This is a genomic window from Dickeya sp. ws52, from assembly GCF_007210685.1.
Lineage (GTDB): Bacteria > Pseudomonadota > Gammaproteobacteria > Enterobacterales > Enterobacteriaceae > Dickeya > Dickeya chrysanthemi.
Window position 1 is genome coordinate 261,192 of sequence record NZ_SZVX01000001.1, and the last position, 24,614, is coordinate 285,805.

The window sequence follows — 24,614 nt, forward strand, 5'->3', positions numbered from 1 at the left end:
GCACCGCCGACAGACAGCAAGCCCCACCGGCGCGAGGCAAGTACTCATAAAAAAATAGAGAGGGGGCTGTCAGCCAATAATAGACGAGGTTCAGACGGCAGGATAGTGTGAAAGTAACCAGGTTAACGCCAGTAAGTCAGCGCTACCGCCGGGGCTGATGTTGCGCGCCACCAACGCACGGTTCATCTCCTGTAATCCCTGATGGGTCACCCCGTCGGAAAGTAGTGTTCGTGCATACGCCTGCACGAACGTCAACCCATCTATACCGCCGCGAGAGACGACGTTAGTATCCGGGTTGTGAGCCATTAAAACGACCAATGCCTGCAACAGGGCCGATTCCTCGTCTTTCCCTTGCGCACGCGCGCTCAGGTAAACGGGCAACGCATAGTGGCGTACGGTAGCAAAACCGCTGGCGGCTTCGCCCCTTGCACCGGTCAGGCCATGACGTCGAAACAGATGTTCCCCTGCCGTCGCGGTGTGTTGGCTATTTTCCAGTTCATTACGCACCAGATCGGCGCTCATTTGCGCCACACATTCGCATAAGCCGTCCTGTGTCAATCGCTGCCGACGCCCCGCCAACCAGCCGGCCGCACTGCACAAGAGTCCGAAGGCAAAAATACCGCCTTTATGGGTATTTACGCCCCCGGTCGCCGCCAACATGGATTGTTCGGCCGCAATGCCAATCGGCCGGACTTGCGGCAATAACTGTGTTATCGGCAACGCGCTATGTGCAACGCCGGCTTCGGTAAAACGGGCAAACCACGGCGTCAGCGCAGCGATACTGGCCTGAAACAACGGCACATCCATATCGTGATGCGCACCGTTGTTATCCCTATCCACCAGACCCGGTTTTGGCGTCAACATCACCTCGACCGTCAGCGCAGCGACAACCCATTGATGAATATTCGGCAGGGCCACCAGCGCACCGGTGGCATCAGGAAATAGCGTAGTCAGTAGTGGAGAAGGTGCCGCTGACTCAGTGTGCGTTAAACCAGGCATGGAGGATACTCTCGACTTTTTCAATCACGTCCGGTAACGCATGGCGGCGTGAACGCGCGCAGGCATGTGCCGATTCATCGCAAAGTATACACCGACGATGTTCGTGCGCCAGCAACGTTCGGCTGATTGATCCTTCCTCTGGGCAGAACACGTCGAAATCCCACAAACGCCCCAATGGATGTTGATCCTCCAGCGCAATCGCCGCCGCCTTGACACTCAACGCATCCTTGGTCACGACCCAGAATGATTCCGCACCGGTATCCAGCCAGTGCAACTGCTGCTCCAGCACCTCCCAGCCGCGGGCCAGACACAGGTCATTGAACGCCGCGACCGCTTCAGCCATGCCTCGACGGTACAGCGCCGAGTCTTTCACCGCTCCGGGGGTCACCAGCGTCAACGACACCAGCGTCGACTGGTGCTGCGCCAGCAATTGCTGCTGGCGTGCACAGCGGCGATCCTTCGCCGCAAGCAGGGTATTCAGTGAGACGCTGGCCGGTGTATCCGTCGCAATATCACTCACGCGTTATCCTCTTTTACCTGACGTACCACGTCGATCACACTGCCGTCGCGGTAGCGGATCACCCCCACGATACGATCGTGGAATTCAATCGCCTTCGGTTCGCCCACCAGTTGGATCGCCCGTTGGTACAGCTCCTCGACAGACATGACGCTCAGGCCCGCCTGAGTCAGACGTTCCGCCACTTCCGGTCGCGCCGGATTCACCGCAATACCGTGGTCCGTCACCAGCACGTCGATGGCGCTCCCCGGCGTCACGCAGGTTGTCACCTGGCGCACCACCGTCGGGATACGACTGCGGATCAGCGGCGCCACCACGATGGTCAGATTCGCCGCCGTTGCCACGTCGCAGTGACCGCCCGACGCCCCACGCATCACCCCGTCCGAGCCGGTGATGACGTTCACGTTGAACTGGGTGTCGATTTCCAGCGCGCTCAGGATAACCACATCCAGTTGGTCGCAGCACGCTGCCTTCGCGCTCGGGTTGGCGTACACGTTGGTGGAAATTTCCACATGGTTCGGGTTTTTCGCCAGCGAGGCCGCCGCATTGGCGTCGAAACACTGGGTATCCAGCAGCTTCTCGATCAACCCTTTTTCATGCAGATCGACGATACTGCCGGTGATGCCGCCCAGTGCGAAGCGCGCCGTCACCCCCTGTTTCTGCATCCGGTCTTCCAGAAAACGGGTACAGGCGGTCGATGCCGCGCCGGAACCGGTCTGGATCGAAAAGCCCGGTTTGAAATACCCGGAATGCGCGATCACGTCCGCCGCCCGGCGTGCTATCAACAGCTCACGCGGGTTGCTGGTCACACGTGCCGCCCCCACGCTGATTTTCGCCGGGTCGCCCACTTCCTCCACCGGCACCACGAAGTCCACCTGGTCCTGCACGATGCTGGCCGGCATGTTCGGGAACGGCACCAGACTCTCCGTCAACAGCACCACCGTCTTCGCGTAGTGTGCATCCACCATCGCGTAGCCCAGCGACCCGCAACGGGATTTCCCCGACGTGCCGTTGGCATTGCCGAATTCATCACTGCTCGGCACCCCGAGAAACGCCACGTCTATCTTCAACTCGCCGCTCTGCAACAAGTGCACCCGGCCGCCGTGCGAGTGGATCTGCACCGGCTCTTTCATCAGGCCATGCGAAATGGCGTCCGCCAGCTTGCCGCGCATCCCGGAGGTGTAGATACGGCGGATAACGCCGTTGCGGATGTGTTCGATCAACGGCGCGTTGCAGGTCATCAGCGAGCTGGACGCCAGCGTCAGGTCTTTAAAGCCCAGCCGTGCCAGCGTGTCCACCACGTGGTTGATCACCTTGTCCCCTTCACGGAACGCGTGGTGGAACGAAATGGTCATGCCGTCTTGCAGCCCGCTCTTGCGAATGGCCTCTTCCAGATCGGCGCACAGCTTGCGCTGGTGTTTTTCGGTGACGTCATTCAGCCAGGGGGTACGATGGTTGGCGCTGACGAACGGCTGCAGGTGGCTTTTTTCCGGATATTGCTGCTGCAGTGCTTCAATAAAATTACTCATGATCCAATCCTGTCATGGCGACGGCCCGCCGGCGCGACATCACGCCGCCGGCCCGTGCGGAAATATCGGTTAACCGGTCGGCGTCTACTGGCGCACGCCGGACGCCAGCGCGCGCTCCACCACCCGGCGGGCGTGGTCGATAATCGGGCCGTCGATCATTTTTCCGTTCAGCGAAATGACCCCCAGACCGGCGCGCTCGCCGTCTTCCGCCGCCTTGATCACCAGATGGGCGTAGTCCACTTCGTCCTGAGTCGGCGCGTAGGCGTTGTGCAACAGCTCAATCTGGCGCGGGTTGATCAGCGACTTACCGTTGAAACCCAGCTTGCGGATCAGCTCCACTTCCTTCAGGAAGCCCGCCTCGTCGTTGACGTTGGAATACACCACGTCAAAGGCGTCGATGCCGGCCGCGCGGGCCGCGTGCAACACCGCGCAGCGCGCATAGAACAGCTCGGTGCCGTCACCACGCTCGGTCTGCATGTCCATCACATAGTCGAACGCCGCCAGCGCGATACCGATCATCCGTTCGGAGGAGCGGGCGATGGACACCGCATTAATCACCCCGACCGCCGACTCGATGGCCGCCATGATGCGGGTGGAACCGACTTCACGGCCGCACGCTTTTTCGATGCGGACCAGGTGATGCTCCAGCTCATCGACGTCGTCGGTGGAGTCGGTCTTCGGCAGGCGGATGACATCCACGCCGCCCCGCACTGCCGCTTCCAGGTCCTTCAGACCGAACGGCGTGTTGAGCTGGTTGATGCGCACCACGGTTTCAATGTCCTGATACATCGGGTGTTGCAGCGCATGGTAGACCAGCAGACGCGCGGTATCTTTCTCGCGCAGCGATACCGCATCCTCCAGATCGAACATGATCGAGTCGGGCCGGTAGATAAAGGCGTTGGACAGCATGGCGGCATTCGCGCCCGGCAGGAACAGCATACTGCGGCGCAGTTTTTTCGGCTGAGTGGCTTTCGTCTGAGTAGCGCTCATCACAGTCTCTCCCAATCGATCTCGTCAACGCCGGCGGCGCGCAGCACCGCACTCTGCACCCGGGCGCGGATCACGCAGTCCAGCGCGCCCTTGTCTTCCACCACCACGGTGCCGGCTTCCACCCCCAGCGTACGCAGGGTGTCGTTCACCACCAGCGTGATCTGGTCGCCGAACTGCTTGATGACCTCGCTGTTTATCACCACGGTCAGCGGGCCTTCCGCCGGGGACACCCGGACCAGCAGGTCGCTGGACTCGAAGGTGCCCGCCAGGGCTTCCTTGATAATTTTCATGTTGTTTTACCTGCTTGATACATTAAAGACGCGTCACGCGCAGGCGAGCTCGCCATGGCGTTGTAAATGCGCATACGTCGTCGCCGGCACAATCTCGCGAATGGCGTCGAACTGGCGCTGCTTCAGCAGCCGGCGCACTTCAGAGGCGGAAATCGCCAGGCCGGAGTGTTCGCGCGTCCGTTCGATTTCCACCACGTCCAGCGCCGGGGCGGCTACCCGCCCGTCCTGCTCCAGCCAGTGGTGCATGTCCTGGTTATACTGGTGCGTCACCGGGCAGAACGGCTCGGTGCCGACGAAACGCCGGGTGATGCCGAGCGCCGGGGCGATGTACTGACGAAAGATGATCAGGTCCAGCGCGGCGTGCGCCCGAGTGATCAGCTTCTCTTCCTTCAGGAAATATCCCGGAAAGGTGGCCTTGGAAATCAGGTAGGCCGACCCGGCGTGCACCGTCAGATTCGGGATGTCCGCCACGCCCTGACGCACCATCTCCAGCCGTTCGGCGAACGGAAAGAAGGAGACATCCTCGCGTACCACGAAGATATGCAGCCAGTCGCAGGCGCGGGCGGCCTGCTCGGCCAGGTAGCGGTGCCCTAGGGTAAACGGGTTGGCGTTCATCACGATGGCGCCGATGTCCCGGCCCGGTTGTAACTGCGTCGACAGCGAGCGGCAGTACTGCCGGATGCCGATGGGGGTGTTCTCCATCAGCACCGCCTGGTCGTCATAACAGGCGATCGGGTGGAAACCGCAGCCGCGGAACGCCGCGATGTTGCAGGGGCGGGTGTAGAGAAACAGGTGGAACAGGCCGCGTTCGGCCGCCAGTTGCACCACCTCGTTCACCACCTTCACGCCCAGACAGAGCTCGCGGTAGTCGGGGTCCACCGCCACGCACTTGATGGTATTGCCGCACAGCCCGGCACAGGCTACCAGTCTGCCGTGATGCCGTCCCACCACAACGAACTCGAGATCCCGGTCCATGCCCAGCCGGCAGGCGTCAAGAAACTGTGCAATGTCGGCCAGTGCGGGAGGCTGGGTACGGACATCCAGCGTGGTAAACGTAATGCTCTCATCGGCATACATAACGGTCATCCTGCTTGTTGCTATACCCCGTCACGCCGGGGCCGGCGCCGCCGGCATCCCGGCGGGAACGATTCAGTGCCCGGCCGCCACGGGTTCGGCGCGCGGGGTTTTCACCGGCCTGACCGCCTCGCCGATGGTGTTGCGCAGGTGGCCGACGTTCTCGATTTCCACTTCAATGCTGTCGCCCGGCTTCATGAACAACGGCGGGGTACGTTTCTTGCCGACGCCGCCCGGCGAGCCGGTGATGATGACATCGCCGGCGCTCAACGCGGTAAAAGTGCTGATGTACTCGATCAGATCCGCCACCTTGTGGATCATGCTGGCGGTAGTGTCGTCCTGCACCATACGGCCGTTGAGATAGGTACGGATGGCCAGGGCGTGCGGGTCGGGGATCTCGTCGCGGGTGGTGAGATACGGGCCGAAGGCACCGGTCTTCTGCCAGTTCTTGCCGGCGGTAAACCAGCTGTGCTGCCAGTCGCGAGCGGAGCCGTCCATGTAGCAGCTGTAGCCAGCGACAAACGACAACGCCTCGTCACGGTGGATGTTCTGGCCGTTTTTGCCGATGATGACCGCCAGTTCGCCTTCATAGTCGAACTCACTGGAGTAGTGCGGCTTGAGCACCTGCGTGCCGTGGCCGGTCTGGGAGTCGGCGAAGCGCACAAACAGGGTCGGCGCGGGGTTCTGCTCGTCAAACTCTTTGCGCTTGTCGGCGTAGTTCATACCGACGCAAAGGATTTTGGACGGCGCGACGATCACCGGCAGGAAGGTAACGTCGGCGACGGCGACATCGGGCGTCTCGGTCTGGAAGGCGGCGGCGTCGTGGAGCGCCTGGCCTGCCAGCAGGGCTTTCAGGTCCGGATAACGGTCGCCAAGGCGGCTGCCTAAATCAATCAGACCTGCCGGCGTGTGGATACCGTAGCTGTTTTTGCCGTGATGGCGGTAACTTGCAAGTTTCATAATCTTTCCCGTTTAAATAAGGCCGCGAACTATCGCGGCGTTATTTGTTTTTTTGTCATACACCGTCACACCAGGAACTTGCCGAGTACCAGCAAGGCCACGGAGACGTTGATTGCCCCACCGATACGGGTAGCAATCTGAGCGAAAGGCATCAGTACCATACGGTTGCCGGCGGTGAGAATGGCTACGTCGCCGGTACCGCCCTGCCCGCTCTGGCAGCAGGAGATGATGGCGACATCAATCGGGTGCATACCGATTTTCTTGCCGACAAAGAAGCCGGTGGTCACCAGTGCTACAACAGTGGACACAATCACCAACAGATTGGTAATAGTGAAAGCGTGTACCAGTTCTTCCCAAGGGGTGATCGCCACGCCGACGGCGAACAGAATCGGGTAAGTCACAGAAGTCTGGAAGAATTTGTAAACGACCTGAGACCCTTCCAGCAGGCGCGGAGATGCGCCATTAGCCAGCTTCACGATGACGGCGGCAAACAGCATACCCACCGGTGCCGGCAGACCAATCAGCTTATGGCCCAACATACCGATCATGTACAGCAGGATAGCCAGCAGAGCGCCCGCCGCCAGATTGGCCGGGTCCATTTTGCCGCTCAGCGTGCTGGTGAGTGTGGCCGGAGCCTGTTCGGTGCCGTTTGCTTTGTTCGGCATCAAGTCGCCTTCACCAGTCAGGTGCGGATAGCGTTTACCCAGTTGGTTCAGCGTACCGGCCAGAACGATGGCAGTCAGGCTGCCCAGCATCACGATCGGCAGAATGCGGCCCAGCGCGACGCCTTGATCCATGTGCAGCAAGGTGGCATAACCGATAGACAGAGGAATCGCCCCCTCACCCACACCGCCTGCCATAATCGGCAGCACCAGGAAGAAGAAGATCTGGAACGGATCCAGGCCCAGCATCATGCCGACACCCATACCAACCAGCATACCCACGACTTCACCGCACAACATGGGGAAGAAAATGCGCAGGAAGCCCTGAATCAGCGTCTGCCGATTCATGCTCATAATGCTGCCGACAATAATGCAGCAGATATAGAGATACAGAATATTGGTGGATTTGTAGAACTTGGTCGTGGCATCGACAATAACCGACGGCAGCAGACCGTAATAAACCAGCGCAGATGGAATAAACGTGGCGCAAATCGCAGCGGCCCCCATTTTGCCGATAAACGGCAAACGCTTACCGAATTCACCGCACGCAAAGCCGAAAAACGCCAGCGTAGCAACCATGACTACGATATCGCTGGGCAGTTTGCCTTCAAGACAATCCAGCGCAATTAATAAACCGGCCAGAATAAACAGCGGCACTGGAATAACACCAATTTTATAGTTATCCAGAACGTGCCACCATTTTTCTTTTAATGAAACCTTCCCAGAGGCTTCATCTTTTACAACGATATAAGAATCATCAGTGGTACTCATAACCTTCTCCCCTTGTTATTTTCCCGTGCATAGTAAAAGGTCAACGCCCGTTATTATGTGATAATCCTCAAATTAAAAAATGAGTTTTAATGGCACTTATGGTTTCTATGGTTTTTATTATTTTATCAATTAAAATCAAATAATTAAAAAATGATGGCGAGATGTTTTTTTCTGTGGTTTTTATGGCGCAAATGGTCACTATTGCAATAAGAAAATAACATGTTGAAAAAAAGTAATTAAAATGTCTGACTCTCGTGACACTCAATTTACGTTCTATTAAAAAAACAGAAAGATAAATACTATATCCAAAATAATTCGAGTTACAGGAAGACGGCGACGCAGCGAATCTCCGGGAGTTGACTCAAGTCAGTGTCCGGGGTGAGCGAAGAAAGCCAACACACCTGTAACTTGAAGTATGACGGATATATTTCCACAAATTGCGCTGGGCGCTTCACAAGACTATTTTTTATCCCCTTTCTTTTACGCCTTTCATGATAAATTAGCCATCTTCGTTTGTTCGTTTTACCGGTGATTTAGCACATTATGACTGTCAGGCTACCGTTCCATCTCAAGCTGTTCATCTACCTGATGATCTTTTTTTCTCTGCTGCTCATCACCGCAGGGCTTTACTACTACCGTGCCGTAGACCAACAGCTTTATGATGAACTGGGCAGCCGGGCGCAGATTCAGGCACGTGAAATCGCGATTATTCCTTCATTAGTCGAGGCAGTGAAACACAACGACACGGCGACCATCGACAATCTGGTTGATCAAATTAAAGCCCGCAGCGATGCCAGCTTCATCGTCATCGGCGATCGCAACGCCAACCATCTTTACCATTCTGAAGAACCGTCACTGCTCGGCACCGAAATGATCGGCGGCGATAATAAAGAAGTGTTGGAGGGGCAAAGCACCATCACGCTACGGCGCGGCGCTATCGGCATCTCGCTACGCAGCAAGGCACCCATCATGGATGGTGACCGTGTTATCGGCATTGTGTCTGTCGGTTATCTGAAAAAACGCATCGACAACCTGACACTCAGTAAAGTGGCCCATGTCAGCCTGGGCATCGTCGCCATGCTGGTTGCGCTGTTCTTCTTTTCATGGTGGTTCTCACGTAACCTGAAAAAACAGATGTTCGGGCTGGAACCCTTCGAAATTCGGCTGCTGGTCAGGCAGCAAAAAGCGTTGCTGGAATCGATTTATGAAGGCGTAATCGCTATCGATAAACAGCGCAATATTGCCGTGATCAACCACGCAGCGAAAGATCTTCTCGGCCTGGCGATGCCTTCGTACCAATTGCGCGGTAAACCGATCGATGACGTGATAGCGCCGGTACCGTTCTTCTCTAATGGCGATATTTGGGTAACCGATACCCATGATGAGATCTGTCGTTTCAATCAGATCACGGTTATCGCCAGCCGCGTGCGCATTATGCTGGAAGATGAGTTGCAGGGTTGGGTGATCAGTTTTCGCGACAAGAACGATCTCCACACGCTGAGTCTGCAACTCAGCCAGGTCAAACGCTACGCCAACAGTCTGCGTATTTTGCGGCACGAACAACTCAACTGGACCGCCACGCTGGCTGGGTTGCTGCATCTGCGTCGCTATGATGAAGCCATTCGTTACATTGAAGCGCAGTCTGAAGGCGCACAGGTGGTGCTGGACTTCATCTCCAGCCGTTTCTGCTCTCCGGCGCTTTGCGGCCTGTTGTTGGGTAAATACGCCAGCGCCCGTGAAAAAGGCATAGAGCTGCATTTTGATCCACGTTGTCAGCTCAACAGTATCCCGGCTTCCCTGAGTGAAACAGAGTTGATGTCAATTATTGGGAATTTAATCGATAATGCCGTAGAAGCTACGCTGGCCAGCACCCAGGCTTACTCGCCTGTTGAAGTCTATATCCATGATGGTGAACAGGAATTAGTCATTGAAGTGGCTGATCAGGGCACAGGGATTGACCCCGCCATTGCGGATCGGGTATTTGAGATGGGCGTCACCAGTAAACAGGAAGGCGATCACGGGCTCGGCCTGCATCTGGTCGCCAGCTATGTCAGTCAGGCACAGGGTGTGATCGAAGTTTCTGACAATTCGCCTCACGGCGCTATTTTTTCTATCTTTATTCCAAAAGCTACTTTATAACCAAAAACAGGGAATACCAGTACCATGCCGATTGCGAGCACCATGCCGACTGAACGAACGATTGAAAACTTCGATGTGCTGATCGTTGAAGATGAAAGAAAGCTGGCAAATATCCATGCGGAATTTATCGAAAAGAATTTCGCACTGCGAGTCGTGGGCACGGCGTCAACCCTGAGCGAAGCCAAGCGCATGTTGCAGCAGTACAAACCCCGGCTGATGCTGTTGGATAACTACCTGCCGGATGGTGAAGGCGTTCAGTTGATCGAAAGCGATCTGATGCGCAGCATTAACTGCTCGGTCATCTTCATTACTGCCGCCAGCGACATGAATACCTGTGCGCAAGCCATTCGATGCGGCGCGTTTGATTACATTATCAAACCCGTGTCCTACCCTCGCTTGCGCTCATCGCTTGAACGTTTCATTCAGTTTGTCAAAACGCAGCATACTTACAAAGTCGTCGATCAACAGAACGTGGACGTACTCTACCAGTTGCAAGCCTCTACCGTACCTAACGGGCCCGGCAGCAAAGGCATTGAAGAGAATACCCTCAGTCTGGTTAAGCAACTCTTTCAAAACCAACCGGAAAACCTGTTTTCCGTAGACGAAGTGGTGGAAAAAACCGGATTAAGCAAAACCACAGCCCGGCGTTATCTGGAGTACGGGCTTGAAAACCAGTTTCTTGATGTAGAAATGCGTTACGGCAAGATTGGGCATCCCCGGCGTCTCTACCGTAAAAAACACCTGGATTAACCTTCCCCAAGCTCCCGTTGCCCCGTCGAGGTATGGCCCGCGTTTTGTGGGCTATACTCTTGCATCATCGATCAGCATGACTACGTTGTGCAGCATTGCTACTTTCCTGCTCGGTCATTGCACTGAATAGAAATGCCGACATTGGTCAATTACACCAGTTTTTTTTAGATATTCGCCAAATAAACCATCCTATGTCACAAAAACCATCACATAATACAAACAAAACTAAATTTCTACGCAACACTCACCGATAACATACAGGCTGGCTACGGCCTGAAACCGACAACCTATGAATACTGATGTTCGATAATATTCACAGCAGCAAACCAATAAACACTCAGGTAATTTCTTTTAAGGAGTACGGCAATGGGGTTAAGCAGCGCGATAAAAAACACCAAAATCTCTCATAAACTCTACCTGGGATTCGGCGTGGTGTTATTTCTGGTGATCATAGCGTCCACTCTCAGCGCTATGCGCTTTCGTGACATTCGAGATATCTACGAAAAAACCAACCTGATTTACAACATCAACATTGAAGTTTTTCAGGCCAAAATTAATCGCCTTAAATATTTCTATACTCCCGATGACAGCACTCAGACCGTATTAACGGGTTTCGTCAAACATGCGGCTGAGCTGACTCAAAGCGCTCATACCTTGTCCTGGCATAGCGATGAATTGGGTTATATCAATGATCTGGATAAGATCATGGTGGATTTCCAAAAGTCAGTCGCCGATATGTCGACATCCACGCAACAGATTGTCGCGCTTAGAAAACAAATCGCCGCGTTAAATACGCAAAATGCCGTCAAAACCTTCCGTGACGGCCTGCAAACCCAGCAACTGGACCAGGCGTTACTCCACCGTATAGAAGAATTGGCATACGCCGCGGAATCACTGAAAAACCTCGCTTATGAGTTGCAGCTTGCAGGTACCGATGATGCCGTCAAAGCGTTTAATGGCCGTTATGCCGAAGCACAAAAAATTTATCAGGACCTACAACCCATACTCTCCGGCGACAGCCAGAAACTCACGGAGGCGCTCTGGAAATACACCGCACAATACGCCTCACTGAATCAGGACTACATCCGCGCCTGGGGCGAGCTGAAGAAAGCAGAAAATGCGGTAAAAACCGGCGGTGATAAAAGTAGTGCGGTGATCAAATCCTTAATTACCGTGGTAAAAAACAAAAACGATGCGCTGGCGTACGGCTCAGCCAACGTAACGCTGCTGATTGGCGTCATCGCGGTCATCATCGGTATTTTGATTGCCGTTTACATCATTCGTCAGATAACCCGCCCGGTCATGCATAATCTGATGCTGGCTGAACGCATCGCCAGCGGTGACCTGACCGCCACCATCGAAGTGGACCGCCACGACGAACTGGGCAAGTTGACCGCCGCGATGGCGGCCATGAACAATCGCCTGCGGCAGATGATTTCCGATGTGCGCGACAGCGTAGCGCATGTCACGCATTCGGCGGCCGACATTGCCGCCGGCAACAGCGATCTCGCCTCACGCACCGAGCAACAATCGGCCGCCGTGGTGCAAACCGCCGCCAGCATGGAAGAGTTGACCTCAACGGTGAAAAACAACACCGAAAACGCCCGTCATGCCAGCCAGATTGCGTCCGATGCATCGAGAAATGCGCATAAAGGCGGCGAAGTGGTACAGAACGTGGTGAAAACGATGGATGACATTGCCGCCAGTTCTCGCAAAATCGCCGATATCACCGCCGTCATCAATAGCATTGCTTTCCAAACCAATATTCTGGCGCTCAACGCGGCGGTGGAAGCCGCCCGTGCCGGTGAGCAAGGGCGTGGGTTTGCCGTGGTGGCTGGTGAAGTGCGTAGCCTTTCCCAACGCAGTTCACAGGCGGCAAAAGATATCGCAGCCTTGATAACCGAATCGGTAGAACGCACTAACGCAGGGAGTACGCTGGTAGCCGAAGCAGGGCAAACCATGGATAGCATCGTTAAATCGGTATCCCGCGTTAACGATATCATGGGTGAGATCTCCTCTGCGTCGGAAGAGCAAGGCCGGGGTATCGAACAGATTTCCCGTGCCATTACCGAATTGGATAGCACGACCCAACAAAACGCCACGCTGGTTTCGCAGTCATCATCTGCCGCCAATACACTGGAAGAACAGGCTATGTTGCTGGAAAAACTGGTGGCGACCTTCCGGCTGTCGGACTCCCCGACTGCCTCGTCGCACACGGTTGCATCACTGAACACGCCGCGTCGTCCGGTGCAGGCTCTGCCCGCCGCCGGTAAGAGTAAAGCATTAGCGAAACCCGACGCTAAAGGTCATCAGGACGACTGGGCTTCTTTTTGAAAGACCTAACGTTATCCTGACGAACGGCCCGCAATTAGCGGGCCGTTTTTATATCCACGAGTTTAAGAACTGAGATAGCAGATAAACCGGTGAACAATGCAAGCCCAACCTAAAACACCATCGTCATCGGGTCGGGATGGTGATATTCAAACCCCAGTTCGCTGCAGATTCGTTGCCCGTTGATCAACCTGGCTTGCGACGGATCGCCAGGCAAGAATTGCGGTGGCTCCAGTCCCATCTGGCGCGCCTGTTCCGGATAAAAATTCTGTTTGGCCGGATGTAACGGCGCGCATAAATTATAAAGATGCCCGCCGTGCGGACGTTGCAGCAACAGCATGATAGCCTCGATCACATCCTCCAGATGGACCAGATTCACGCCATGACTGCCATCCGGCAGATCCCGACGCCCGGCAAGAAAACGTCCTGGATGACGATGATTTCCCACCAACCCGGCCAGCCGTAAGATATCGACTTCGGTATGCGGCAGCGCATGTAGCCATTGCTCCAGCTCCAGTAAGACTTTACCGACGCCGGTTTCCGGCTGCGGCGAATGATTTTCTTTCACCCGACCGATCACCGGACCATAAACCGAAATGGAACTGGTATACAGGATGCGCGGTATACCGTGCGCCAGCGCACTGTTGACCACGCGTTGTACCGCCGGCAAATAAGCGCCGCTCTCGCGCTCAAGGCACCCTGGCGGCAACGTGATAATCAGTGCATCCACATTCAGCAGGATGTCCAGCTCATCCGGCTCGCACTCCAGCTCCGGCGTCAGATTCAGGCGGTAACATTCCACGCCGGATAAGCGCGCCGCCGTTACGCCATCGTCGGTGCTTTTACTGCCCACCACACGATACCCTCGGCGCTGTAACGCCAACGCCAGCGGCATACCCAACCAGCCAAGCCCGATTATCGCTACCTTTTTCATCGTCATTCTCCCGACATTCCGGCAATTCAGTTCCCCGGATAAACATTCTGCACATGTCATTATGTACTCTTATCATCCATCCGGCGGCAATGTGATTTATATACGGCAGGTAAAAAAATGTTGCACTATCACATCAACATGGTTTAGGTTAACCAACAGACAACATCACTCTGTTTTTACGAAAAAGAGACGAATTTATGTTACGCGTTAACTTCAACCACCATCATCACCATCACCCTGAGTAGTCTTTCAGGCGATAGGTGCTGGAAGACGTTCAGATCTTCCAGTGGCGGTAGACGCGTAAGAAAAGCCCCCGGAAGATTGATTCCGGGGGCTTTTTTTTGGCCGGAATTTTTTAAAAAAGCCTGCTTAACAGGCATCACAGACAGGATAAATTGAGGTTCACATGCTGGATAAAACACGTTTACGTATCGCGATGCAGAAATCAGGCCGCCTGAGCGACGACTCCCGGGAACTGCTGGCCCGCTGCGGCATCAAAATCAACCTGCAGCAGCAACGCCTGATCGCGTTTGCCGAAAACATGCCTATCGACATTCTGCGCGTACGCGATGACGATATTCCGGGGCTGGTGATGGATGGCGTGGTGGATTTGGGCATCATCGGCGAAAACGTGCTGGAAGAAGAGTTGCTCAACCGCCGCGCACAAGGCGAAGACCCGCGCTATTTCACGCTGCGCCGCCTGGATTTCGGCGGGTGCCGTCTGTCGCTGGCAATGCCGCTTGATGAGGAGTACACCGGCCCGCAATGTCTGCAAAACAAACGCATCGCCACCTCCTACCCGCACCTGCTCAAGCAGTATCTCGATAAGCAAGGCGTCAATTTCAAATCCTGTCTGCTCAACGGTTCGGTCGAAGTCGCGCCGCGCGCCGGTCTGGCCGACGCTATCTGCGATCTGGTGTCCACCGGTGCGACGCTGGAAGCCAATGGCCTGCGTGAAGTCGAAGTAATTTACCGCTCTAAAGCTTGTCTTATCCAGCGTGACGGTGAGATGCCCGCCGAAAAACAGCAGTTGATCGACAAACTGTTGACCCGTATGCAGGGCGTTATCCAGGCGCGCGAGTCCAAATACATCATGCTGCACGCCCCCAGCGAACGTCTGGATGAAATCATCGCACTATTACCAGGCGCCGAACGCCCAACCATTCTGCCGCTGGCGGGCGATCAAAACCGCGTCGCTATGCACATGGTCAGCAGCGAAACCCTGTTCTGGGAAACCATGGAAAAACTGAAAGTACTGGGTGCCAGCTCTATTCTGGTACTGCCGATTGAGAAGATGATGGAGTAATGCCATGAGCAACCGCTTCAACACCCTGATTAACTGGCAGACCTGCACTGAAGAGGAGCAATGCCGGTTACTGACTCGCCCGGCCATTTCCGCTTCCGATCGTATCAGTACCATCGTGAGCGAAATTCTGGCAAAGGTGCGTGACGACGGCGATACCGCTCTGCGTGAATACAGTGCTCGTTTCGATAAGGTACAAGTCGATGGCCTGCGCGTATCTGCCGAAGCGATTGACGCCGCCGTTGCACGACTGGGTGACGATATCAAACAAGCGATGGCGACCGCCGTGCGCAATATCGAAACCTTCCATAATGCGCAACAACTCCCGCCGATCAGCGTAGAAACCCAGCCGGGCGTGCGTTGCCAGCAGGTAACCCGGCCGATCGCCAACGTGGGGTTATATATTCCGGGCGGTTCCGCCCCGTTGCTCTCCACCGTGTTGATGCTGGCGACCCCGGCGCGAATTGCCGGATGCCAGCGCGTGATTCTGTGTTCACCGCCGCCTATCGCCGACGAGATTTTGTACGCGGCAAAACTGTGTGGCGTACAGGAAGTGTTCCAACTGGGCGGCGCACAAGCGATCGCAGCGATGGCATTCGGCACCGATAGCGTGCCGAAAGTCGATAAAATTTTCGGCCCCGGCAATGCTTATGTTACCGAAGCCAAACGTCAGGTGAGTCAGTTACTCGACGGGGCGGCTATCGACATGCCGGCCGGGCCGTCCGAAGTGTTGGTGATTGCCGACGGCGGCGCCACGCCGGATTTCGTCGCTTCCGACCTGCTGTCGCAGGCTGAGCACGGCCCGGATTCGCAGGTTATCCTGCTGACGCCGGATGCCGACATGGCACAAGCCGTGATCGCTGCGGTGGAACGTCAGTTGACTACGTTATCCCGTGCGGATATCGCTCGTCAGGCGTTGGCCAGCAGCCGGGTGATCGTAGCGCGCGATCTGGACCAGTGCATCGACATCAGCAATCAGTACGGCCCGGAGCACCTGATTATTCAGACGCGTAACGCCGAAGCTTTGGTTGACCGCATCACCAGCGCCGGTTCGGTATTTTTGGGTGACTGGTCACCGGAATCCGCCGGCGATTATGCCTCCGGCACCAATCATGTGTTGCCAACTTACGGTTACACCGCCACCTATTCCAGTTTGGGGCTGGCGGATTTCCAGAAACGCATGACGGTACAACAGCTGTCGCCGCAAGGTTTGCTGGGACTGGCGTCAACGATTGAGATCATGGCGCAAGCCGAACAATTGACCGCCCACAAAAACGCCGTCACCCTGCGCGTCAACGCCCTCAAGGAGCAAGCATGAGTATTGAAAATCTGGCTCGCGACAATGTCCGCCGTCTGACCCCGTATCAGTCCGCTCGCCGCCTGGGGGGAAAAGGCGACGTGTGGTTAAATGCCAACGAATACCCGCAGGCACCGCAGTACCAACTAACCTTGCAGACGCTTAACCGTTATCCGGAATGCCAGCCTGCGCAGGTTATTGAACGTTATGCCGCTTACGCCGGCGTCACACCGGAGCAGGTACTGGTGAGCCGCGGCGCAGACGAAGGCATTGAGTTATTAATCCGTGCGTTTTGCGAACCGGGTAAAGATGCCATGTTGTTCTGTCCACCGACTTACGGCATGTACGCCGTCAGCGCCGAAACGTTCGGCGTAGAGCGCCGTGTGGTGCCGGCAACCGCCGACTGGCAACTGGATCTGGCGGCTATCGAAGGCGCGCTGGACAACGTCAAGGTGATTTATGTCTGTTCGCCCAACAACCCCACCGGCAACCAGATCAACCCGGAGGATTTGCGCCGCCTGCTGGAGCTGGCGCGCGGTCGCGCTATCGTCGCTATCGACGAAGCTTATATCGAGTTTTGCCCACAGGCGACTACGGTCGGCTGGCTGGCGCAATATCCGCATCAGGTAGTACTGCGCACCCTGTCTAAAGCCTTTGCATTGGCCGGGCTGCGCTGCGGATTCACACTCGCCAACACAGACGTGATCCAACTGCTGCTGAAAGTGATCGCCCCCTACCCGTTGGCGCTGCCGGTGGCGGATATCGCCGCCCAGGCGCTCAGTGAAGACGGTATCGCGACCATGCGACGTAATGTGGCCGAGGTCAGCGAAAATCGCCGCTGGCTCAGCGACTCGTTAAAAACGCTGCCGAACGTGGAAACGGTGTACGCCAGTGAAAGCAACTACTTGCTGGTGCGTTTCGCTGATTCACCCGCAGTCTTCAAATCCTTATGGGATCAGGGCATTATCTTACGTGATCAGAATAAACAGCCGGGGCTGGGGGGATGTCTGCGTATAACTATCGGCACCCGCTACGAGTGCGAACGTGTCATCAGCGCGTTGCAGGCATTGTCAGGCAAAACAGCATAACTTGAGGAATCACTGTGGGATTAAAGTATCTTTTCATCGACCGTGACGGCACGCTGATTGCCGAACCGCCCGAAGACTATCAGGTTGATCGGCTGGATAAGCTGGCACTGGAGCCGGATGTCATTCCGTCGCTGCTTACCCTGCAAAAGGCCGGTTTCAAACTGGTGATGATCACCAATCAGGATGGGTTAGGCACCAGCAGCTTCCCACAGGAAGATTTCGACCCGCCGCACAACCTGATGATGCAGATTTTTACTTCGCAAGGGATTCGTTTTGAACGGGTGTTGATTTGCCCGCACTTCCCTGGCGATAACTGTGATTGCCGTAAACCCAAAACCGCACTGGTGGATGCCTTCCTGAAAGACAACGTGATGGATAGCGCCAACAGTTTTGTGATTGGCGACCGCGAGACGGATGTTCAACTGGCGCAAAACATGGGGATCACGGGGCTGCGCTATCAGCGTGACGGCCTGAACTGGCAGGCTATCACCGCACAATTGACGAAGCGCGACCGCCACGCGCACGTTAACCGCGTCACGCGTGAAACCGCGATCGACGTCAACGTCTGGCTGGATCGCGAAGGCGGCAGCAAGATCCATACCGGTGTCGGCTTTTTCGACCACATGCTGGACCAGATTGCCACCCACGGCGGTTTTCGTCTGAATATCGACGTAAAAGGCGACCTGTACATTGACGATCACCACACGGTGGAAGATACCGGGCTGGCGCTGGGTGAAGCGCTGAACAAAGCGTTGGGTGATAAGCGGGGAATTGGCCGTTTCGGTTTTGTATTGCCGATGGATGAATGCCTGGCACGTTGCGCACTGGATATTTCCGGTCGCCCGCATCTGGAATACAAGGCTGAGTTTAACTATCAACGCGTCGGCGATCTCAGTACCGAAATGGTCGAGCACTTTTTCCGCTCGCTCTCTTACGCTATGGGCTGCACTCTGCACCTGAAAACCAAAGGCCGTAACGATCACCACCGCGTCGAAAGCCTGTTCAAGGTATTTGGTCGTGCCCTGCGCCAGGCGATTCGGGTCGAAGGCGACACGCTGCCCAGCTCCAAAGGAGTGCTGTGATGAACGTGGTGATCCTGGATACCGGCTGCGCCAACCTGTCGTCCGTGATGTATGCCGTCAAGCGTCTGGGTTATGACCCGCAGGTCAGTCGCGAACCGGAAGTGGTATTACGCGCCGATAAACTGTTTTTGCCGGGCGTCGGCACCGCGCAAGCAGCAATGGACCAACTGGCTGAACGCCAATTGATTGCGCTGATTAAAGCCTGCACCCAGCCTGTGCTGGGCATCTGTCTGGGGATGCAGTTATTGGGTAGCCGCAGCGACGAAAACGGCGGCATCGACACGCTGGGCATTATCGACACACCCGTCGTGCAAATGGCCGACCGCGGCCTGCCTTTGCCGCATATGGGCTGGAATCAAGTGACGTCGCAGGCGGGTCACCGCCTGTTCCGCGATATTCCGGATGGCTCGTACTTTTATTTCGTCCACAGCTACGCCATGCCGGTTTGCGCCAATACTATTGCTCAATCTCATTATGGCGATGCTTTCACCGCGGCAGTACAGAAGGATAACTTCTACGGCGTTCAATTCCACCCGGAACGCTCCGGTGCGGCCGGTGCTCAGCTACTGAAGAATTTTCTGGAGATGTAAACGGACATGATTATTCCCGCATTAGACCTGATTGATGGACAGGTGGTCCGTTTGCATCAGGGTGATTATGGTCAGCAGCGCCAGTACGGCAGCGACCCGCTACCCCGCCTGCAAGACTATCAACAGCAAGGCGCAAAGGTGTTGCATCTGGTAGATTTGACCGGTGCCAAAGATCCGACGGCGCGCCAGATTCCATTGCTGAAAACGCTGCTGGCTGGAGTTTCCGTACCCGTGCAAGTCGGTGGCGGCATCCGTACCGAGCAGGATGTCGACGCCCTGCTGGCGGCTGGAGCCAGTCGGGTGGTGATTGGTTCCACCGCAGTAAAACAGCCGGAGCAAGTGCAACAATGGTTCACCCGCTACGGTGCGGATGCGTTGGTGTTGGCGCTGGATGTACGGATTGACGCCGACGGGGTGAAAAACATCGCTATCAGCGGTTGGCAGGAAAACTCCGGTATCACGCTGGAGCAAACCGTAGAACGTTACCTGCCCTTTGGTCTGAAACATGTGCTCTGCACCGATATCTCCCGCGACGGCACGTTGCAGGGGTCTAACGTCGAGCTGTACCGTGAAATCAGCGCCCGCTATCCGCAGGTGGCATTTCAGGCGTCCGGCGGCATTGGCTCGCTGGCGGATATCGCCGCCCTGCGTAGCAGCGGCGTACAAGGCGTGATTGTCGGCCGGGCCTTGCTGGAAGGCAAATTCAACGTGACGGAGGCGATTTCATGCTGGCAAAACGGATAATCCCGTGTCTGGACGTTCGCGACGGCCAGGTAGTGAAAGGTGTGCAATTCCGTAATCACGAAATCATCGGCGATATCGTACCGCTGGCTCAGCGTTACGCGCAGGAAGGCGCCGATGAGCTGGTGTTCTACGATATCACCGCGTCATCTGACGGCCGAGTGGTCGATAAAAGTTGGGTCTCCCGTGTGGCGGAAGTGATCGACATTCCATTCTGCGTCGCCGGCGGCATCAAAAGCGTAGAAGACGCCGGGCAGATCCTGTCTTTCGGCGCGGATAAAATCTCCATCAACTCGCCGGCCCTGGCAGACCCGGACCTGATCTCGCGCCTAGCCGAACGCTACGGCGTGCAGTGTATCGTCGTTGGTATCGATACCTGGCACGATACCGAAACCGGCCGTTATCATGTCAATCAATACACCGGTGATGAAAAGCGTACCCGCGTTACACAGTGGGAAACGCTCGACTGGGTGCAGGAAGTGCAAAAGCGCGGCGCTGGTGAAATCGTGCTCAATATGATGAATCAGGACGGCGTACGTAACGGTTATGACCTGGCACAACTCAAACTGGTACGCGACGTGTGCCAGGTTCCGCTGATTGCCTCCGGCGGGGCCGGCACCATGCAACATTTCCTTGACGCGTTTCAGGATGTCGGTGTGGACGGCGCGCTGGCGGCATCGGTATTCCATAAACAGATTATCAATATTGGCGAACTCAAACAGTTCCTTAAGCAACAAGGCGTGGAGATCCGGCTGTGTTAACCGAACAACAACGAAGCCAGCTCGACTGGCAAAAAACCGATGGCATGATGCCCGCTATCGTGCAACATGCGGTTTCCGGCGAAGTGCTGATGCTGGGCTACATGAATCAAGACGCGTTACAGGTCACGGAAGAGAGCGGTAAGGTCACGTTCTATTCCCGCACCAAGCAACGGTTATGGACCAAAGGCGAATCTTCCGGCCACTTTCTCAACGTGGTATCGATTACCCCGGATTGCGACAACGACACGCTGCTGATTCTGGTTAATCCAATCGGCCCGACTTGTCATCTCGGCAACAACAGCTGTTTCCACCCGGCAGAAACGCAGTGGCAATTCTTATATCAGTTGGAGCAACTTCTGGCAGAGCGTAAGCACGCAGACCCGGCCAGTTCCTACACCGCCAAGTTGTACGCCAGCGGCACTAAACGCATCGCCCAGAAGGTCGGTGAAGAAGGATTGGAAACCGCACTGGCCGCCACTGTGCACGACCGCGAAGAATTGACCAATGAAGCCTCTGATTTGGTCTATCACCTGCTGGTGCTATTGCAGGATCAAGAGCTGGATTTAGGGACCATCATCCAGCATTTAAAATCGCGTCATACCCAATAATCTTTCCGGAGCCCGTTTTATACCCTGAATAATTCGAGTTGCAGGACAAAATGTAGTGTTGAACGCCGCTCGCTGCGGCCCTGAAAGGGCGAGCCCCAGGATGGGCCGGATAATGAAACCAACACACCTGCAACTCGACGCCTGATGGGTATATCGGGCTTTTCTCCCATACTCCCGGCCTTACGGTTTTTAACAGCATCTATCCGTATTCCGGCCGAGTGCCATCCAGCTTACTTTATTTACCCTGCCCTTACTTTGGTACTTCACAACGCAAGGCTATAGCAACACGCCCTGTACTGTGGGGATTTTGCTATTTACATTACTGTTCAATAAGGGCAAACCATGAAATTCAGCAACAGAGACTTTAGGCTGGCGAGTATTCTGGCGACGGCAACGGTACTTTTCGCTCATCCGTCACAGGCCGCCTCAACCGAGGTAGAAAACGTACTTAAGCGCAACGGTTTAGACAACACACAGATTATGACGCTTTACCGTAACGGTGAGTTAGTCGTGAAAGAAGATACACCGGACCACTCGCTGGTGCTGGTCAACCCGGCGGCTATCAAAATGCCGGAGAGTACAATTCGCAATGCCAAATATTGGTATCAAACTATGCCGGTGGCAGAATACCGCACCTTTGATGCTAACAGCCACACCACCTTACCCTGCACACAGCAATATACAGATTGCAAACTGACGCTTGAGTACAGCTATACCCAAAAATTACTGTATAAAGAAAAAACAGGTATTTTGGTGCAATTTGTTACGCCACAAGAGGGGTGGCTCTATGAGGACTTTGTTACACGGCACCATTGCCCAATCAAACAAGAAGGGGGCGGCAGCTTTATTTTGGGTGAAAAAGGTAAGGCAGCCGTAGCCAGTGGTGAATGCGACAAAGAATACCGTACTGCGGGGTTGGGTACCGTATTTAATACTCTTCTGAAGCAGAATAAGATAACGCCCGTCATCGCTTATGTATTGCTGATGAAATAACGCCCCTGTTTCGATCGCCTGCCTCGTATCAACCTTCATCTGAAAATATCGGGGCATGTCACATCAGAACAACGCGATAACCGCTGATTATATTCAAAAAAATAGCACCCGATTGGGTGCTATCTGTAAATCAGGCGCTATAGCTGACTAATCAACCATAGATATTAGCGCGATCACGCAATTCTTTACCTGGTTTGAAATGAGGAACATATTTGCCTTCCAGTTCCACTTTCTCGCCAGTTTTAGGATTACGCCCCACACGCGGTGCACGGTAGTGGAGTGAAAAACTGCCAAACCCACGGATTTCGATGCGATCACCGCTGGCCAGCGTTGTGGCCATCTGCTCCAGCATCTCCTTCACGGCATCCTCAACCACCTTGGCCGGGATATGAGAGTGCTGTCCAGCAAGTCTTTCGATAAGTTCAGACTTGGTCATGGTTCCTCCAAGTATGTGGTCAGTCAATGCCACGTTAACTTACTACCGTTTGAGGTCAGGCGGCAAGCCGCACCGCCTAACCCACCGTCATTACTCGCCTTTTGCAGCTTTGAAAGCTTCTGCCATGGCGTTAGAGAAATTGCTTTCTTCCTGTTTGTTGTTAACAGAAGCAATAGCATCTTTCTCGTCAGCTTCATCCTTGGCACGGATGGACAGGCTAACAACGCGGTTCTTACGATCAACGCCGGTGTATTTGGCTTCGATCTCATCACCTACGTTCAGAACCAGGGTCGCGTCTTCGATACGGTCGCGAGATGCTTCAGAAGCACGCAGGTAACCTTCAACGCCATCAGCTAATTCAACTGTAGCACCTTTGGCGTCAACTGCAGTGACTTTACCTGTAACAATCGCACCTTTCTTGTTAACAGACAGGTAGTTGTTGAACGGGTCTTCAGCCAGTTGTTTCACGCCCAGAGAGATGCGCTCGCGCTCTGCGTCAACCTGCAGTACGACAGCGGCGATTTCGTCACCTTTCTTGTATTCGCGAACGGCTTCTTCGCCAGCCACGTTCCAAGAGATGTCGGACAGGTGCACCAGACCATCAATGCCGCCATCCAGACCGATGAAGATACCGAAGTCAGTAATAGACTTGATCTTACCTTCTACACGGTCACCCTTGTTGTGGGTTTCAGCGAACTGCTGCCACGGATTGGCTTTGCACTGCTTCAGGCCCAGGGAGATACGACGACGTTCTTCGTCGATATCCAGAACCATAACTTCAACCACGTCGCCCACGTTAACCACTTTGGACGGATGGATGTTCTTGTTGGTCCAATCCATTTCGGATACGTGTACCAGACCTTCAACGCCTTCTTCGATTTCTACGAAGCAGCCGTAATCAGTCAGGTTGGTTACACGGCCAGTCAGCTTGGTGCCTTCCGGGTAACGCTTAGCAATAGCGACCCACGGATCTTCGCCCAGCTGTTTCAGACCCAGGGAAACACGAGTACGCTCGCGGTCGAATTTCAGCACTTTAACAGTGATTTCGTCGCCCACATTGACGATTTCGCTCGGATGCTTAACGCGTTTCCAGGCCATATCGGTGATGTGCAGCAGACCGTCAACGCCACCCAGGTCAACGAACGCACCGTAGTCAGTGAGGTTCTTAACGATACCTTTGACTTCCATGCCTTCCTGCAGGTTTTCCAGCAGTTGATCGCGCTCGGCACTGTTTTCAGACTCGATAACAGCACGACGGGAAACAACGACGTTATTACGTTTCTGGTCCAGCTTGATTACTTTGAACTCAAGCTCTTTGCCTTCCAGATGCAGGGTGTCACGTACCGGACGAACATCAACCAGAGAACCTGGCAGGAACGCACGAATACCGTTCAGCTCAACGGTGAAACCGCCTTTCACTTTACCGTTGATAACACCGGTAACAGTGGCAGCTTCTTCGTAAGCTTTTTCCAGCATCAGCCATGCTTCGTGACGTTTTGCTTTTTCACGAGACAGCAGCGTTTCACCGAAGCCGTCTTCTACCGCGTCCAGAGCTACGTCTACTTCATCACCAACCTGGATTTCAATTTCACCCTGCGCGTTTTTAAACTGTTCTACCGGAATGGCAGATTCAGATTTCAGGCCGGCATCAACCAGGACTACGTCCTTATCAATGGCAACCACAACGCCGCGAACGATGGAACCCGGACGGGTTTCGATTTCTTTCAGGGATTCTTCAAAGAGTTGAGCAAAAGATTCAGTCATGTTGA

General features: G+C 55.0%; 23 protein-coding genes and 1 other annotated feature. Of the genes, 12 read left to right on the plus strand and 11 right to left on the minus strand.

The features are described from left to right. Positions 1-90: 90 nt before the first annotated feature. From citG to FDP13_RS01215, 8 genes are all read right to left on the minus strand, one after another. A complete protein-coding gene (citG, locus tag FDP13_RS01180; protein WP_143838272.1) occupies positions 91-999 on the minus strand; it encodes a triphosphoribosyl-dephospho-CoA synthase CitG in 909 nt (302 codons plus the stop codon). Next, positions 977-1,519 (minus strand): citrate lyase holo-[acyl-carrier protein] synthase, encoded by a 543-nt coding sequence (citX, locus tag FDP13_RS01185; protein ID WP_081979754.1) that lies wholly within the window; start codon positions 1,517-1,519, stop codon positions 977-979. Before citX ends, citG begins: the two co-directional genes overlap by 23 nt. Further along, positions 1,516-3,045 (minus strand): citrate lyase subunit alpha, encoded by a 1,530-nt coding sequence (gene citF / locus FDP13_RS01190; RefSeq protein WP_012770026.1) that lies wholly within the window; start codon positions 3,043-3,045, stop codon positions 1,516-1,518. Before citF ends, citX begins: the two co-directional genes overlap by 4 nt. 84 nt (positions 3,046-3,129) lie before the next feature. Next, complete coding sequence (gene citE, locus FDP13_RS01195) at positions 3,130-4,035, minus strand: citrate (pro-3S)-lyase subunit beta (RefSeq protein ID WP_012770027.1); 906 nt, start codon at positions 4,033-4,035, stop codon at positions 3,130-3,132. Further along, positions 4,035-4,325: a citrate lyase acyl carrier protein gene (citD, locus tag FDP13_RS01200; RefSeq protein WP_012770028.1), complete on the minus strand. Its 291-nt coding sequence runs from the start codon at positions 4,323-4,325 to the stop codon at positions 4,035-4,037. The genes citE and citD overlap by 1 nt, the downstream gene beginning before the upstream one ends. Positions 4,326-4,358: 33 nt before the next feature. After that, a complete protein-coding gene (citC, locus tag FDP13_RS01205) occupies positions 4,359-5,402 on the minus strand; it encodes a [citrate (pro-3S)-lyase] ligase (protein WP_143838274.1) in 1,044 nt (347 codons plus the stop codon). 72 nt (positions 5,403-5,474) lie between these two features. Further along, the gene (locus FDP13_RS01210; protein ID WP_012770030.1) at positions 5,475-6,359 is read right to left on the minus strand and encodes a fumarylacetoacetate hydrolase family protein; all 885 of its coding nucleotides are present in this window, start codon (positions 6,357-6,359) and stop codon (positions 5,475-5,477) included. Between the two features lie 65 nt (positions 6,360-6,424). Further along, positions 6,425-7,792 (minus strand): 2-hydroxycarboxylate transporter family protein, encoded by a 1,368-nt coding sequence (locus tag FDP13_RS01215; protein ID WP_143838276.1) that lies wholly within the window; start codon positions 7,790-7,792, stop codon positions 6,425-6,427. 543 nt (positions 7,793-8,335) lie between these two features. Between FDP13_RS01215 and FDP13_RS01220 the strand changes: the two genes are divergently transcribed. The 3 genes from FDP13_RS01220 (at position 8,336) to FDP13_RS01230 (ending at position 13,015) form a co-directional block, all read left to right on the plus strand. Beyond that, positions 8,336-9,931, plus strand: coding sequence for a sensor histidine kinase (locus FDP13_RS01220; protein WP_143838278.1), 1,596 nt, complete (start codon positions 8,336-8,338; stop codon positions 9,929-9,931). 24 nt (positions 9,932-9,955) lie between these two features. Next, positions 9,956-10,681, plus strand: a complete 726-nt coding sequence (locus tag FDP13_RS01225) for a response regulator (RefSeq protein WP_012770033.1) — start codon at positions 9,956-9,958, stop codon at positions 10,679-10,681. A gap of 366 nt (positions 10,682-11,047) precedes the next feature. Continuing rightward, positions 11,048-13,015, plus strand: coding sequence for a methyl-accepting chemotaxis protein (locus tag FDP13_RS01230; RefSeq protein WP_143838280.1), 1,968 nt, complete (start codon positions 11,048-11,050; stop codon positions 13,013-13,015). Between the two features lie 109 nt (positions 13,016-13,124). Here the strand turns inward: FDP13_RS01230 and FDP13_RS01235 are convergent, their stop codons facing one another. Next, entirely contained in the window at positions 13,125-13,946 is an 822-nt protein-coding gene (locus FDP13_RS01235; protein ID WP_143838282.1) for an SDR family oxidoreductase, read from the minus strand. A gap of 220 nt (positions 13,947-14,166) precedes the next feature. Next, positions 14,167-14,289 (plus strand) — a sequence feature (His leader region). A gap of 63 nt (positions 14,290-14,352) precedes the next feature. Between FDP13_RS01235 and hisG the strand changes: the two genes are divergently transcribed. The 9 genes from hisG to FDP13_RS01285 all read left to right on the plus strand — a co-directional run bounded on the left by hisG (position 14,353) and on the right by FDP13_RS01285 (position 22,409). Further along, the gene (gene hisG / locus FDP13_RS01245) at positions 14,353-15,252 is read left to right on the plus strand and encodes an ATP phosphoribosyltransferase (protein WP_143838284.1); all 900 of its coding nucleotides are present in this window, start codon (positions 14,353-14,355) and stop codon (positions 15,250-15,252) included. 4 nt (positions 15,253-15,256) lie between these two features. Beyond that, positions 15,257-16,567 carry a histidinol dehydrogenase gene (hisD, locus tag FDP13_RS01250; RefSeq protein WP_012770037.1) on the plus strand — a complete coding sequence of 437 codons (1,311 nt, stop codon included), beginning with the start codon at positions 15,257-15,259 and terminating at the stop codon, positions 16,565-16,567. Next, positions 16,564-17,634, plus strand: coding sequence for a histidinol-phosphate transaminase (gene hisC, locus FDP13_RS01255; protein ID WP_033575636.1), 1,071 nt, complete (start codon positions 16,564-16,566; stop codon positions 17,632-17,634). The genes hisD and hisC overlap by 4 nt, the downstream gene beginning before the upstream one ends. A 14-nt stretch (positions 17,635-17,648) precedes the next feature. Continuing rightward, positions 17,649-18,716, plus strand: a complete 1,068-nt coding sequence (gene hisB, locus FDP13_RS01260; protein WP_033575635.1) for a bifunctional histidinol-phosphatase/imidazoleglycerol-phosphate dehydratase HisB — start codon at positions 17,649-17,651, stop codon at positions 18,714-18,716. Beyond that, positions 18,716-19,306: an imidazole glycerol phosphate synthase subunit HisH gene (gene hisH, locus FDP13_RS01265; RefSeq protein WP_012770040.1), complete on the plus strand. Its 591-nt coding sequence runs from the start codon at positions 18,716-18,718 to the stop codon at positions 19,304-19,306. Before hisB ends, hisH begins: the two co-directional genes overlap by 1 nt. A gap of 6 nt (positions 19,307-19,312) precedes the next feature. Beyond that, entirely contained in the window at positions 19,313-20,050 is a 738-nt protein-coding gene (gene hisA / locus FDP13_RS01270) for a 1-(5-phosphoribosyl)-5-[(5-phosphoribosylamino)methylideneamino]imidazole-4-carboxamide isomerase (protein WP_143838286.1), read from the plus strand. Then, positions 20,032-20,808 (plus strand): imidazole glycerol phosphate synthase subunit HisF, encoded by a 777-nt coding sequence (gene hisF, locus FDP13_RS01275; RefSeq protein ID WP_143838288.1) that lies wholly within the window; start codon positions 20,032-20,034, stop codon positions 20,806-20,808. Before hisA ends, hisF begins: the two co-directional genes overlap by 19 nt. Then, positions 20,802-21,416: a bifunctional phosphoribosyl-AMP cyclohydrolase/phosphoribosyl-ATP diphosphatase HisIE gene (gene hisIE / locus FDP13_RS01280; RefSeq protein WP_012770043.1), complete on the plus strand. Its 615-nt coding sequence runs from the start codon at positions 20,802-20,804 to the stop codon at positions 21,414-21,416. Before hisF ends, hisIE begins: the two co-directional genes overlap by 7 nt. Positions 21,417-21,758: 342 nt before the next feature. Next, positions 21,759-22,409: a hypothetical protein gene (locus tag FDP13_RS01285; RefSeq protein ID WP_143838290.1), complete on the plus strand. Its 651-nt coding sequence runs from the start codon at positions 21,759-21,761 to the stop codon at positions 22,407-22,409. 151 nt (positions 22,410-22,560) lie between these two features. Here the strand turns inward: FDP13_RS01285 and ihfB are convergent, their stop codons facing one another. Then, positions 22,561-22,845 carry an integration host factor subunit beta gene (gene ihfB, locus FDP13_RS01290; protein ID WP_012770045.1) on the minus strand — a complete coding sequence of 95 codons (285 nt, stop codon included), beginning with the start codon at positions 22,843-22,845 and terminating at the stop codon, positions 22,561-22,563. Between the two features lie 90 nt (positions 22,846-22,935). Then, positions 22,936-24,609 (minus strand): 30S ribosomal protein S1, encoded by a 1,674-nt coding sequence (gene rpsA, locus FDP13_RS01295; RefSeq protein ID WP_027712234.1) that lies wholly within the window; start codon positions 24,607-24,609, stop codon positions 22,936-22,938. Positions 24,610-24,614: the final 5 nt, after the last annotated feature.

Excerpts from the sequence above, each read along its gene's own strand:
- citC (WP_143838274.1), bottom strand. The coding sequence starts at position 5,402 with ATGTATGCCGATGAGAGCATTACGTTTACCACGCTGGATGTCCGTACC.
- hisC (WP_033575636.1), top strand. The coding sequence starts at position 16,564 with ATGAGTATTGAAAATCTGGCTCGCGACAATGTCCGCCGTCTGACCCCG.
- ihfB (WP_012770045.1), bottom strand. The coding sequence starts at position 22,845 with ATGACCAAGTCTGAACTTATCGAAAGACTTGCTGGACAGCACTCTCAT.
- citG (WP_143838272.1), bottom strand. The coding sequence starts at position 999 with ATGCCTGGTTTAACGCACACTGAGTCAGCGGCACCTTCTCCACTACTG.
- citE (WP_012770027.1), bottom strand. The coding sequence starts at position 4,035 with ATGAGCGCTACTCAGACGAAAGCCACTCAGCCGAAAAAACTGCGCCGC.
- FDP13_RS01225 (WP_012770033.1), top strand. The coding sequence starts at position 9,956 with ATGCCGATTGCGAGCACCATGCCGACTGAACGAACGATTGAAAACTTC.
- rpsA (WP_027712234.1), bottom strand. The coding sequence starts at position 24,609 with ATGACTGAATCTTTTGCTCAACTCTTTGAAGAATCCCTGAAAGAAATC.
- FDP13_RS01215 (WP_143838276.1), bottom strand. The coding sequence starts at position 7,792 with ATGAGTACCACTGATGATTCTTATATCGTTGTAAAAGATGAAGCCTCT.
- hisA (WP_143838286.1), top strand. The coding sequence starts at position 19,313 with ATGATTATTCCCGCATTAGACCTGATTGATGGACAGGTGGTCCGTTTG.
- hisG (WP_143838284.1), top strand. The coding sequence starts at position 14,353 with ATGCTGGATAAAACACGTTTACGTATCGCGATGCAGAAATCAGGCCGC.
- FDP13_RS01210 (WP_012770030.1), bottom strand. The coding sequence starts at position 6,359 with ATGAAACTTGCAAGTTACCGCCATCACGGCAAAAACAGCTACGGTATC.
- citF (WP_012770026.1), bottom strand. The coding sequence starts at position 3,045 with ATGAGTAATTTTATTGAAGCACTGCAGCAGCAATATCCGGAAAAAAGC.
- hisF (WP_143838288.1), top strand. The coding sequence starts at position 20,032 with ATGCTGGCAAAACGGATAATCCCGTGTCTGGACGTTCGCGACGGCCAG.
- FDP13_RS01235 (WP_143838282.1), bottom strand. The coding sequence starts at position 13,946 with ATGAAAAAGGTAGCGATAATCGGGCTTGGCTGGTTGGGTATGCCGCTG.
- FDP13_RS01285 (WP_143838290.1), top strand. The coding sequence starts at position 21,759 with ATGAAATTCAGCAACAGAGACTTTAGGCTGGCGAGTATTCTGGCGACG.
- citD (WP_012770028.1), bottom strand. The coding sequence starts at position 4,325 with ATGAAAATTATCAAGGAAGCCCTGGCGGGCACCTTCGAGTCCAGCGAC.
- FDP13_RS01220 (WP_143838278.1), top strand. The coding sequence starts at position 8,336 with ATGACTGTCAGGCTACCGTTCCATCTCAAGCTGTTCATCTACCTGATG.
- hisD (WP_012770037.1), top strand. The coding sequence starts at position 15,257 with ATGAGCAACCGCTTCAACACCCTGATTAACTGGCAGACCTGCACTGAA.
- FDP13_RS01230 (WP_143838280.1), top strand. The coding sequence starts at position 11,048 with ATGGGGTTAAGCAGCGCGATAAAAAACACCAAAATCTCTCATAAACTC.
- hisH (WP_012770040.1), top strand. The coding sequence starts at position 18,716 with ATGAACGTGGTGATCCTGGATACCGGCTGCGCCAACCTGTCGTCCGTG.